The sequence below is a fragment of the Parvularcula lutaonensis genome (assembly GCF_014651915.1).
Lineage (GTDB): Bacteria > Pseudomonadota > Alphaproteobacteria > Caulobacterales > Parvularculaceae > Parvularcula > Parvularcula lutaonensis.
The window spans coordinates 482427-494589 of the sequence record NZ_BMXU01000002.1 but is presented as its reverse complement, the minus strand read 5'-3'; the positions used below and the strand labels follow the sequence as shown (position 1 = coordinate 494589).

10 protein-coding genes, 1 other RNA gene and 2 pseudogenes are annotated in these 12163 nt (G+C 61.0%); 8 read left to right on the top strand and 5 right to left on the bottom strand.

Features of this window, described 5'->3' with window-relative positions; translation table 11 throughout:
- Positions 1-90: 90 nt before the first annotated feature.
- Positions 91-1533 carry an esterase/lipase family protein gene (locus IE053_RS10740; protein WP_189575816.1) on the bottom strand — a complete coding sequence of 481 codons (1443 nt, stop codon included), beginning with the start codon at positions 1531-1533 and terminating at the stop codon, positions 91-93.
- A gap of 103 nt (positions 1534-1636) precedes the next feature.
- Between IE053_RS10740 and IE053_RS10735 the strand changes: the two genes are divergently transcribed.
- The 7 genes from IE053_RS10735 (at position 1637) to IE053_RS10705 (ending at position 8435) form a co-directional block, all read left to right on the top strand.
- On the top strand, positions 1637-2338 hold the full coding sequence (locus tag IE053_RS10735; RefSeq protein WP_189575814.1) for a fused DSP-PTPase phosphatase/NAD kinase-like protein: 702 nt from the start codon (positions 1637-1639) through the stop codon (positions 2336-2338).
- A 442-nt stretch (positions 2339-2780) separates the two neighbouring features.
- Positions 2781-3665 (top strand): hypothetical protein, encoded by an 885-nt coding sequence (locus IE053_RS10730; RefSeq protein WP_189575812.1) that lies wholly within the window; start codon positions 2781-2783, stop codon positions 3663-3665.
- A gap of 86 nt (positions 3666-3751) precedes the next feature.
- Positions 3752-5062: a YeaH/YhbH family protein gene (locus IE053_RS10725; RefSeq protein ID WP_189575810.1), complete on the top strand. Its 1311-nt coding sequence runs from the start codon at positions 3752-3754 to the stop codon at positions 5060-5062.
- Positions 5063-5405: 343 nt separating this feature from the next.
- Positions 5406-5630, top strand: coding sequence for a hypothetical protein (locus IE053_RS10720; RefSeq protein ID WP_189575808.1), 225 nt, complete (start codon positions 5406-5408; stop codon positions 5628-5630).
- Positions 5627-6034 carry a rhodanese-like domain-containing protein gene (locus tag IE053_RS10715; protein WP_189575806.1) on the top strand — a complete coding sequence of 136 codons (408 nt, stop codon included), beginning with the start codon at positions 5627-5629 and terminating at the stop codon, positions 6032-6034. The genes IE053_RS10720 and IE053_RS10715 overlap by 4 nt, the downstream gene beginning before the upstream one ends.
- Positions 6031-7530: a SpoVR family protein gene (locus IE053_RS10710; protein WP_189575804.1), complete on the top strand. Its 1500-nt coding sequence runs from the start codon at positions 6031-6033 to the stop codon at positions 7528-7530. Before IE053_RS10715 ends, IE053_RS10710 begins: the two co-directional genes overlap by 4 nt.
- 44 nt (positions 7531-7574) lie before the next feature.
- Positions 7575-8435: a sulfotransferase family protein gene (locus tag IE053_RS10705; RefSeq protein ID WP_189575802.1), complete on the top strand. Its 861-nt coding sequence runs from the start codon at positions 7575-7577 to the stop codon at positions 8433-8435.
- Here the strand turns inward: IE053_RS10705 and IE053_RS10700 are convergent, their stop codons facing one another.
- Positions 8436-8930: a DUF427 domain-containing protein gene (locus IE053_RS10700; RefSeq protein WP_505856247.1), complete on the bottom strand. Its 495-nt coding sequence runs from the start codon at positions 8928-8930 to the stop codon at positions 8436-8438.
- 111 nt (positions 8931-9041) lie between these two features.
- Positions 9042-10129 (bottom strand): annotated as a pseudogene (locus tag IE053_RS10695) (IS3 family transposase); the annotation flags it as partial.
- A 15-nt stretch (positions 10130-10144) separates the two neighbouring features.
- Here IE053_RS10695 and IE053_RS10690 point away from each other — a divergent pair.
- Entirely contained in the window at positions 10145-11200 is a 1056-nt protein-coding gene (locus tag IE053_RS10690; RefSeq protein ID WP_189576941.1) for an IS110 family RNA-guided transposase, read from the top strand.
- A 237-nt stretch (positions 11201-11437) separates the two neighbouring features.
- Here the strand turns inward: IE053_RS10690 and IE053_RS10685 are convergent.
- Positions 11438-11554: pseudogene (locus IE053_RS10685) on the bottom strand (transposase); the annotation flags it as partial.
- A 250-nt stretch (positions 11555-11804) separates the two neighbouring features.
- Positions 11805-12162: a transfer-messenger RNA gene (gene ssrA / locus IE053_RS10680) on the bottom strand.
- Between the last annotated feature and the right edge of the window lies 1 nt (position 12163).

Here is a 12163-nt window from a genome sequence, read left to right as displayed (position 1 = left end):
GCGAGGTGGTAGGTTCGGGCGCGTCCATAGGGGTAAGCGCGTAGCGGGGGTGACCTGCTCTGACCAGCCGCATTCAGGGGGATGCGGCGGTCAGCCCCTCACAAGCGCGAGCATCGCCCGCGCATCAGCATCGGCCTCGAACGCTTGAGACGGCGTCAGCCCGAAGCGCTCGATCATCAGCGCGGCGAGATACTTGATGAAGAGGGGCGAGTGGAAATAGGCGTTGTGGAGCAGTTCTGACTTCTCGAACTTCACCGACTGGGCAATGAGGTCCGCGCCTTTGCTGTCGAGAAGCTCGCCGGAAGACAGGAGCTCCCGCAGGCGCTGGATCGCCGCGCCGGCATCCTCTTCGGAAGCCTTGATCATCTCGTCCTCGATCTCCTGCGGCAGGGTGCCGACCGAAGATTGCTCGAAGTCGAGACCCGGCGCGACGCGCTCGATGGTTTCGCCATAGCCGTCATCCCCGAAGCTCTGGGACTTGATCTGGGTGGAGACGAATTCCGAAAGGCCCGGCGTGACGACGAACGAGGTCAGGACCGCGACGATGGCTGAGAACAGCACGACAGCACCCACTGGGACGACCGTGAAGACCTCGAGCAGCTGGCGGAAGACCGGGCTCTCGGCGAGGTTGGGCGCTGCGGCATAGAGTGCGTCCTGTGCCGGGTAGATGATGTTGTCTTCCAAGAGACCATAGCTCTCGCCGACCACCGGCGGGATCGGAACATTGCCGATCTCCAGGAGTTGCACGCCGAAGAACATCGCAAGCAGGACGAAGGACAGCCCCGAAAAGATGCTCACGAAGACCGTGCCGCGCTTGACCAGCTTCGGCTTGAGGGCCCGCGCCTTCTGGAGGCCGTTGATAGCTTCGTCATTCTCATGGTTGAGCGCGAGATAGGCGTGGCGGAAAACCGGGTAGAGGGCATTCTTCTTGAACAGCCCCTGCCGCTTCCAGTTGCGCCTCGTGTAGAGGAACAGGCCACCGATGATCAGTGCAGCGAGCAAGACCTGCAGCGACAGGGCGACTTCGAGAAGACCAGTGACGAAGCCGGTCACTTCGCGACCGTCATAGGTGTCTGTTGCAAGCTCGCCAAGCTTCATCGCGATCAGGCCGATCGCAAACAGGAGCATCAACCGCCCAACGACGTCGAACTGGGAAAACGGGTTGCGGTTCGAGCGGAAGCGGAACATCGGCGTACCGATCGTCACCACGCCCCTGATGCGCTCGCGCGCCTTCACGCCGTCCTTGAGATAACGCAGCAGGAGGGCCTGAATGGCGGCCGAGCCTCCATGGCTGTGCCCGATGACGATAGGCGGCACCTGCGACGATGCGATCTCACCGGCGAGGCGGTTGCCCGCCTTCCGGCGGTCGATTTCGGAGTTCGCACCGGACCACTGGAACGGTTCGACCTGGAGCGGCTCACGGATGAGTTCCTGAAGCCTGGTGAGGAAGGGAGAGCCCTTCTGCCACCACTTCGTGCCGGAAACCTTGGAGTCCCCGGCAAACGTGCCATGCACTGTAATGACCCTGACCATACCCACCGCCCCTGAAAGGTGAACAAAATCTTACCTCATGGAGCCGGTCCGGGCAAACGCCGCAGCCTTGCCGTCGCGGGATTTCTTGGCCAAAGGCCCGCCGATGGGCGTTTTCCTTCTTCCCGAAGAGTTCGAAACCGAGGCCGGGCACCGTGCCGCGTGGCGGTCGCTTTGGCTCGAGGATCATGGTTTCCTGCGTAAATTGCACCGCAACGAGCACTGGATCTCAGGCGACATGGTCCGCTCGGCCCAGCCATCGCCGCAGGACATCAAGTCATGGGGAGAGCGTGGCCTCAAGACCATTATCAACCTGCGGGGCCTTCGAAACAATGAGCGCCAGCCGGGCTATTGGCACCTCGAACGCGAGGCATGCGAGGAGGCCGGGATCGAGATGATCGACCTGCGCGCCTATTCCCGCGAGGCACCGAAGCCGGAGTTCCTGTTCGAGATCGACGAGCTTTTCCGGTCGATCCGCTACCCGGCGCTGATGCACTGCAAGTCCGGTGCAGACCGGGCGGGGTTGGGGGCATTCCTCTACAAGTTCCTGAAGGAGGAAACATCGCTCGAAGAAGCGCGGGAGCAGCTTTCCCTCCGTTTCGGCCATATCAAGAGTGGCAAGACAGGCGTCCTCGACCATTTCATCGACACCTACGTCGAGGCGGCTCGGCGAGACAGCGTTCAGCCTGGTCGGCAGCATTTCCTCGACTGGGTGAAGTCGGACTACGACCGGGACGCCATCAAGGCGTCATTCAAGCCGCAGGCGCTCGGGAGTTTCCTGACCGAGACGCTTCTCCGAAGGGAGTAGCGCCTCGGCCCGGGGGGTCGGTTGCATGAGCCGGAGACCCCGGCTTGGCATGACCACCTGCAGACGCTCCAATCATCGGCCCTTGGCACACCGACGATCATGGGACGTTCGGACCGCAGACGGCGGGATCGCTCCCGGATCACTGGCGAATCGCGGGCGCCAGTGACCTCCCCTCAAGTGCCCCGGAGTCCTGACACTCCCCCTCAGAAGCGTCCGGCCCCGCATGCTCCCAAACGGAAATGCGGCAAGCCGCACCCCATAGGAAAATCCCATCGACTATTCCGAAGTGCTCTCATACCTCGGGGGACAAGCCCTATGTCGTTGGGATAATGGGAGATTGCATCGCACCCCGCGGCTCGGGAAGTCGCAGTGGCGCGCATCGGGCGTTGCACGTGGTTGCATATGGTTGCACGACGCGGCGGGTTGCGGCAACGCTGCGCCTATGAATGCGAAAGACTTCCCTCAGAAGCTGCAGCTGGTGCTGAAGGTGCTGGTGGTCAGCCGTGCCGGGCTCGCCTCCGCTCTCAATGTGGACAAGTCTCTGGTCGGCCGCTGGGCCTCCGGTGCCGTGACGCCAAGCGAGCACAATCTTGCGAATCTTACTCGCTATGTTGCGGAACGGATTGACGGTTTCACGGTGCTGGACTGGGAGCGGCCGCTGGACGAGTTCACGCGCCGCATCGGCGCTGATGGACAGGGGCCCGCAACGTCGATCCCGCAATGGATTCCGTCGTCCTTCATCGACGAAGCCAAACGCTCGGCGAACCAGCGCGGCGATCTCTACTGCGGCCTCTGGAAGACGACCCGACCTTCCCATGACCTGCCGGGGCGATTCGTCCACGACATCACGCTGATCACGAATGACCGGGGCGATGGTGCGCTGTCGGTCAAGATCGGCGTCGAGGGCGTGCGCTACGAAGGCTGGTCGCTGCTCCTGCAACACCAGACCTTTGGTGTGTCCTTCGACCAGGAGTCGGGGACGATGCTGTTCTCGATCTACAACGGTGTTGCCCGGCAAAAGCCCCAGGTGCTCGACGGGATGAACCTCGCCACCCTGCGCGATGCCGGCGGATCGCCTGCGGCATCGGTCTGCGTGCTGCACAGGATTGCCGATGTCACGGGTAATCGCGAGGAAGACGAAGCGATGTTCGAAAAAGCCGTTGCCGAACTCAATCCCCTCGCGCCCGAAGGCTCGATCGACCCGGCCCTCGCACGCCATCTGACCCGCGACGCCCATGCCGAAGCCGAGGGCGTCCTCAGGCTCCTTTTCAGCCGGTCGATGTCGCGAGGAGCGAACCTGAGCGAGATCGCCGGGGGAGCGAAGTGACACCGATCCTCTCTTTTTTCCAATGAGGAAAAGAGTTTCATGCTCTCGCTATAGGTACAGTTAGCAATTATGGTTACCTTAGGGGCATGTCGCACTTCATCGACCGCCGCCTGAACCCCAAGGGCAAATCGCTCGGCAACCGCCAGCGCTTCTTCCGCCGCGCCAAAGGACAGATCAAGGAGGCCGTGAACCGCTCCCTCCGCGACCGCTCGGTCAAGGAGCTGGAGAAGTCCGGCAAGATCTCGATTCCCGCGAAATCGACGGCCGAGCCGCGGTTCCGTCTCGATGGCGCGAGCGGCAGGCGGCAGCATGTCCATCCGGGCAACAAGGAATTCTCGACCGGGGATAGGCTGAGAAAGCCTCCCCAGGGCGGCGGCAAGGGCGGCAAGGACGCGTCGGATTCAGGGGATGGCGAGGACAATTTCAGCTTCACCCTGACCCAGGACGAGTTCCTTGATATCTTCTTCGAGGATCTCGAGCTGCCGAACCTCATCAAGACGTCGCTCAAGGAGATGACGGCATGGAAGTGGCGCCGGGCCGGCGTGACGGTCACGGGCGCGCCGACGAACCTCAATCTCATCCGCACGATGAAGAACGCCCATGGTCGGCGGCTGGCCCTCAAACGGCCTTCCACGAAAGAGGTGAATGAGCTGAAAGAGCGGCTCTTCAACCTCGAACGGATTGCTCAGCCGACAGACGAGCAGCGGGCCGAAATGAAGGCCGTGCTCGCCAAGCTCGAAGAACTCGAAGCCCGGCGGCGCTGGGCGCCTTACATCGACCCGCTCGATGTGCGCTACAATGCTTTTGCGCCCCAGCCGATCCCTACCACAGCGGCCGTGATGTTCTGCCTGATGGACGTCTCCGGCTCGATGGGCGAACGCGAGAAGGATCTCGCCAAGCGGTTCTACATGCTGCTCTACCTCTTCCTGCAGAAGCGGTATGAGAAAGTGGAGGTCGTCTTTATTCGGCACACGCACCATGCCGAGGAAGTGGACGAGGAGACCTTCTTCTACTCTCGCCAGTCGGGCGGCACGATCGTCTCGACGGCGATCGAGGTGATGCAGGAGATCCAGCGCGACCGCTTCCCCACCGACGACTGGAACATCTATGTCGCTCAGGCTTCTGACGGTTACACGCAATCAGGCGACGCCCAGCGCTGTGTGCAATTGCTGAATGAAGAGGTCCTGCCGATCCTTCAGTACTACGCCTATATCGAGATCCTCGATGAGCGCGAGATGGATGTCTTCAGCGATCCCGACGCAGGCGCCGAACTCTGGCGCGCGTATCGCAGCATCAAGGACCCACGCTTCGCGCAGACCAGGATCGCGCATCCGCGAGATATTTTCCCGGTGTTCCGTGAGCTGTTCTCGAAAGAGAAGAAGGGGCAGGCGGCGTGACTGCCGAAAGCTCCGTACTGCTTCTCGGGTTTCTACTCGGCGCGTTCTCCGTGTCTTATGCTTTCACAGATGCATTGACACTGGCGCGGAGGCGTCTGTTGAAGCGAGCTACTGGGACTGCAAAGCGCACAACCATACGGATTCTCTTTCTTATATCCGTATACCTATTTTATCCAATCCTCGTTCCTGCTGTCTTGCTTGTGCTCTTGGTATCACTCGGAGGCATGGAGCGAACGTTCCCTGAGGGCAGCGCCCTCCTCTTAATGACGTCACCCTTCCTCGCTATCGCGTTGCATTTTCTGCTAAACCGTCAAATGTGGGCTATTCCGCGGAGACGCAGCCGATGAGCCCTCTCCGCATCCCCCGCGACAGAGCCGACAACTTCACCGCAGACGCCGCGGCCAAGCGGGCCGAGTTCCTCCGAGAGCAGACGGGCGCTGACCTCCCCCACGTCACCGCAAGCTCCGTTGACCTCGCCCTTCTCAAGTTCAACACAGAAAGCCTGTCCGCTGTCGTGCATGGTGACTGGTTGAGCTCCCACGACGAACTCGGAAGGAACCGCCCATGATCGCCGCCCTCTCCGCCGCCCTCTTCCTCGTCGCTGGCCCCGAGATCGGGCAGCTCCGCGATGGCGTCGTCCATGTGACCGCCGAGGAAGCGGCCGAGCTCCTAGAGGCGAATCCCGAAGTCACTGTCCTCGATGTCCGCACCCGTAGCGAATATGATGACGGGCACATCGAAGGGGCGGTGCAGGTCAACTATTTCTCGCCCAACTTCCGGGCGCAGGTGGCCGAACTCGACCTTTCCGGCGGCGTTCTCGTGCACTGCAAGAGCGGCAGAAGGTCGTCGCGGGCTCTACGGATCTTAAAGGACCTCGAGGTCGAAACCATTTATCATCTGGACGGCGGTATCCTAGCCTGGCGGAAAGCCGGGCTGGCGACCGTCAGGGGCAACGAGGAGGCGACAGAATGAGCGCCACACCGAAGAGCGACAATCTCCTGTTCTCGGAGGCCGCGTGGACCTTCGCGGATCTTCAGCGCACGTTCGACGCGATCGAGGATATCGGCCTCAATGATCTCGGCCTCGATGTCTACAAGAACCAGATCGAGATCATCACATCCGAGCAGATGCTCGACGCCTACAGCTCGCACGGCATGCCGCTGATGTATCGCCACTGGTCCTTCGGCAAGGCGTTTGCCCGGGACTCGATGAATTACCAGAAGGGCTACACGGGTCTCGCCTATGAGATCGTGATTAACAGTGATCCGTGTATCTCGTATCTGATGGAAGAGAACTCCATGACGATGCAGGCGTTGGTGATGGCGCACGCCTGCATGGGCCACAACCACTTCTTCAAGAACAACTACCTGTTCCAGCAGTGGACGGATGCTTCGTCGATCCTGACCTATCTCGACTTCGCCAAGAAGTATATTGCAAGGTGTGAGGACGAATATGGCTGGGAAGAGGTGGAGCAGACCCTCGACGCGGCCCACGCGCTGCAGGACCAGGGCGTCTTCCGCTACAACCGACCGCCCAAGCTGTCGCAGACCGAGATGCGGGCCAAGGTCGAAGCGCGACTCGAGCATGAGCGTGAGAACTTCAACGACCTCTGGCGCACGCTTCCTCAGCGTGAGGAGGATGAAGAGGCCGCGGAAGCACGGCTTGGCGAGGTGCGGAACATCAAACTGCCCGAGGAGAACCTTCTCTATTTCATCGAGAAGGCTTCGCCGTCGCTCCGGCCCTGGCAGCGCGAACTGATCCGCATCGTGCGGAATGTCAGCCAGTACTTTTATCCGCAGAAGCAGACGAAGGTGATGAACGAAGGCTGCGCAACCTTCGTGCACCACTATATCATGAACGAGCTCCACCGCCGGGGCCAGATCTCGGACGGCTCGATCCTAGAGTTCCTGCACTCGCACAGCTCGGTGGTGTTCCAGCCCGAGTTCGATGATCCGCGCTATTCAGGCATCAATCCCTATGCCCTCGGCTTCGCGATGATGGAAGATATCGTTCGTATCGTGACCGATCCCACGGACGAAGATCGCGAGTGGTTCCCGGCCATGGCGGGACATGGCGACTGGCGCGGCGAGCTGAAGAACGCCTGGGCGAACTTCCGGGATGAGAGCTTCATCCAGCAATATCTCTCGCCCAAGGTGATTCGCGATTTCGGGTTCTTCGCGCTCGGCGACGATGGCAGGAAGCCCTACTACCGCGTCGAGGCCATCCACGACGAGATGGGCTACCGCGACGTGCGCAACGCCCTGTCGACCATGTATGACCTTGGCATGCACGAGCCGAACCTGCAGGTGGTGGGCGCCGACCTCTCAGGTGATCGCACGCTGAAGATCCGGCACACAGTCTACAAGGACCGGATTCTCGACCGGAGGACACAGGATGCCGTCATGGGCCACCTCAAGTTCCTCTGGGGCTATGACGTGGAGCTGGAGCAGGACAAGGCTGAGGCGTGAGGGACCGTTAGACATTCCTCACGAACCTTCGCAAACGGTCTGCCATGACCTTACCAGGCGCCATCGTTATCGGCTCTCCCCGCGCTGGCACGACCAGTTTCTGCCAGTCACTGGAGAAGCATCCGGGCATTTTCATGTACCGGGAAAAAGAAGCGCGATTCTTCGATCGCTACTACGATTGGGGAATTGATTGGTATACGTCGCTTTTCGACGGCGCCGAAGATGGCCAGCTCGCGATGGAGGGGACGCCGGGCTACACGCAGGGCAAGCGGGCACGGGAATATGCAGAGCGGATGGCGCGACACCTGCCTGATGTGAAGCTTGTCTTCATCGCCCGGAACCCGATTGACCGGCTGACCTCGCACTATGTCCAGTCCGTGGGTAACCTTCGGCTCCCCGTTCCTATGGATGAGATGATCCGTGAACGAGACTTTCTTGTGGAAACGAGCTTGTACCATACAAGGCTGCAGGATTTCCTGGCGTTCTTCCCGCGGGAACAGCTGCACGTCATGCTGCTCGAAGACCTGCTTGCCGATCGGGACCAAGTGGTTGCGGATTGCCTTGAATTTCTCGGCGTCGATCCTTCCGTGCGGCTCGACCTCATCAAGACGAACACCCGCGAGACGCGACTTCAGGACCGTCCGTCCACGCATGGGTTTCTCGATGCACTCCGCACCAACAAGCTCTGGCACAAGGTGAGGCCGCTGATCCCGCGCCGGATGAAACAGAACCTGAAAGAGGTGGTGCGCAAGAAGGTGAACGTGCCTGACGCGTGGAGCGACCCCGCGCTGATCCCGGCTGAAGAGATTGCGCGGATGCGCGCCGATGCCGACCTCTTTCTCGACATGATCGGCAAGCCGCGGGACTTCTGGGATATAACGCCGCGCGCCGCAGCGGCGGAGTAGCTACCAGCCCTCCGAACCCGGAATACCCTTGATGGGTCCGGCGATACAGCTTGTGACCCAGCCTGCATAATAGTTGCCAGGCTGTGTTGCAGCTTTCTCGTCACCGACCCAGGCCCCGTCCATGGCCCCAGCATAGAAGACATACCAGCCCGCTATTCGCGCGAAGCCACGGCCGAGATCGTCGAGCGGGTCAGGGTAGCAGTAGACGGCTTTCTCGGCAGTCCTTCCGCCCACGGTAAGGTTGAAGTAGCGCGCTTCCCCTTTCCACTCGCAAAACGTGGAGCCGGGCACAGGCGTCAGAAACTCCGTACGCACATCGTCTGGCGGGAAGTGGTAGACGGGAGCACCTGCGGTTTCGACGACTTTCAGCCCGCGCTTGGTCTTGGCGACCACTTCGCCGTTGAAGACAACCTTCAGCGGGGCTTCGGCATCGCGGACCTCCGGTGGGCGCGGGTAGTCCCAGACGCTCTCCTGCCCGGGGCCCGGGACTTCGATCTTCGAAGGACGCCTCGCAAAGCGCCAGCTGTTGCGGTGCTCTTTCAGTCGCCGGATAAAAGCGGGATCATCGGGGAGTTGGGCCTGACCTGAGCCCTTAGGCGCCCTCGTTCATTTCGAGAGTCCTTGGGGGTGATAGCTGATGGTTGGGTTGATGGCGAGCGCGGTGATCGGCTGGCCGTCAGGTAGCCGAGACGATCGCCGCGCTTCGGCGGGCGTGAGCCCGCCAAGAGAGGTGTGCGGACGCACGTTGTTGTAATCGTGGCGCCACCGGGCGAGCATGGTTCGGGCATGGCGCAGACTGTCGAAGACCTCCTCGTTGAGAAGCTCATCGCGCAGGCGACCATTGAATGACTCAATGAAGGCGTTCTGGGTCGGCTTGCCCGGCTGGATGTAGTGCCAGGCGACACCTTGATCGCTCTGCCAACGGAGGATCGCGCGACTGGTCAGCTCCGTGCCGTTATCGCTGACTATGGTCTGAGGCTTCCCGTAGAGCCGGATCACCGAGTCGAGTTCCCGCGCCACGCGCTGCCCCGAGATGGACGTGTCTGCCACCAAGGCCAGGCACTCGCGGGTGTAGTCGTCGATAACAGCCAGGATACGGAACCGGCGGACATCACCGAAGGTTTCGGCCAGAAAGTCGAGGGACCAACGCTCACCTGGGCCCAATGGGATCGGCATCGGTTCTCTTGTTCCTGTGGCTCGCTTGCGGCCTCGTCTCCGCTTCACCGCCAGGCCCTCTTCCTTGTACAGACGCCTGAGCTTCTTGTGGTTCATGCAGATGCCCTCCCGCTCCAGCATCAAGCCGATCCGCCGGTATCCGAAGCGCCTTCGCTCTGTCGCGATCTCACGCATGCGCGTGCGGACCTCGGGGCTGTCCGGCACCCGTTCCCTGCGCACGGTCTTTGGATCGACACCGACCAGCCGGCACGCCCTGCGCTGCGAGACGTCATAGTCCGCCATCGCCTTGAGAGCTGCCGACCGCCGCATCATCGGCGTCGTCAGTTCTTTCCCAGGAGGTCCTTCAGGATCGTGTTGTCCAGCATTTGCTCGGCGAGCAGCTTCTTGAGCCGCGCGTTCTCGGTCTCGAGCACCTTCAGCTTGCGGGCGTCAGAAACGTCCATGCCCCCGAACTTCGCTTTCCACTTAATGGGATGGACGGCTCTCCCTCCCACCCGGCAGGATTCGGCCGTCGGCAAAGATTGGAGAGAGCTATGACCACCATTGATATCCTCGGGATCGACATCGCGAAGGACGTATTCCAGCTCCACGGAGCCGATCGGCGCGGCCGAGCGGTCTTCAAGCGGCGGGTGATGCGTGAACAGCTGCTCGGCGTAGTGGGTGGCTTGGAGCCGTGCACCGTCGCAATCGAAGCTTGCAATGGTGCCTTTTGCTGGGCGCGCAAGTTCGAGGAGCTCGGCCACAAGGTGCGGTTCGTGGCGCCACGGTACGTGAAGCCCTTTGTCAGAGGACAGAAGAACGATGGAAACGATGCCGAGGCGATTTGTACGGCGGTGCGTCAGCCTCACATTCCATTGGTGCCTCGCAAAACACTCGAACAGCAGGATATCCAAGCGCTGCACCGCGCACGGCAGCGGCTCGTGAACCACCGCACGGCGACTGTCTGTCAGATCCGTGGCCTGCTTCTCGACCGCGGCTTTGCCTTCGGAAAGTCGATTACCCGAGCGAGGAAGATGATTCCCGAGATCCTGAACGATCGGACGAATGAGCTATCCGAGATGGCGCGCGACACTATCGCCGAACTTTGGGACCTGATGTGCGACCTCGACCGGCGGATCATTTCCTTCGACAAGAAGATCAATGACGTCTTCAAAAACAGCGCGACCTGTCAGCGGATTGCGAAGATCAAAGGCGTCGGGCCGAAGACGGCGACTGCCATCGTTGCCGCCATCGGCGACGGGAAAGAGTTTCGGAACGGAAGGCATCTCGCCGCCTGGCTCGGTCTGGTGCCACGTCAGCAGTCGAGCGGTGACAAGAGGACGATGCTCAGCATCTCTAAGCGAGGAAGTCAGCACCTCCGTACGCTGCTTGTCCACGGAGCAAGGGCAGTCGTCCGGACTGCCCCTAACAGGAATGACCAGCTGAATGCCTGGGTCAACGACCTTCGGGAACGGCGCGGCTACAACCGAGCTACAGTTGCGGTCGCCAACAAGAACGCACGGTTTGAACCTTCACTCGAACGCATGGCGTTCAGGTTCTCACTCTGGGCTGTGCTTCGAAGTGGTGAACCCTACCGCGCCGCCGCCTGAAGACTGAGACGCTGATTGCAAGACGACGAGGAAATGGACTGCCGGGATCGAACCGGTGCGCGACGAGCCTGATTATTATCGCGGCCTTTGAGGCCTACCACCTGTTGAGGCGCGCGCATGCGGATACCCCATTTGGGCGCTCTGGCTCTGACCAGCTGACGCCGGATAGATGTTTGCAACGGATCTACGCAGCCAACTTTACCGTCACCCCTTGCAACGGGAGAGCCGTCCATAGATGTAGTAGGTCGGCGAACTGATCCCGTGCCGACGGCAAACCTCCGCGGTGGTCTCACCGCGCTCCTGCTCAGCAAGGATCGCAATGATCTGCTCCTCGGTGAATCTCGACTTCCTCATGTCCGTCTCCTTTGAGGCGGACTCTCCATTCAAATGAGGGACTAAACGGGGCTCAGCTCAGGCCATATACGGGATATAGGAACGCTCTCTTCTCACCAAACCGCCTGCGGCAGCGTTGGACTTTCCCGAAACAAAGGTGGGGTCCAGCGAGCCCTCGAGCGCGGCTGAGAACCCAAATCCGCGACCGCAGCCCGGCCAGTCAGGCCATCCTGCCGGAGGCGCCGCGCGCCGTGAGGCAGCAAAGAGAGAAAATGCCGGGGTTCTGTTGCCAGGCCCCCGGCGGCCCCGCCTAGATCTGATAAGGAACTAGGACTTGAAGCGGTTTATTTCGCACTGCGTTACGCAGCGAGAGCAAAACCTTCATCGTAGTTGTCGTTTGCAACTATAATAATGGTCCAATAACGGAGACCATCCGGACGAAAGCGAACCTTTACACGTCTGTCGATGCTATTTCGGCCCCGCCAAAACCCTCTTGACTGAAGAGGACTTAGGTGGAGCCGCCGGGTACCGCCCCCGGGTCCAGTCCGCTTATTACGAACGCCATTTATCGTCATAGCTGCCGAGGCAGCCATGACGATATAGGGTCTTTGCCGTGCCATTTGAACCCTC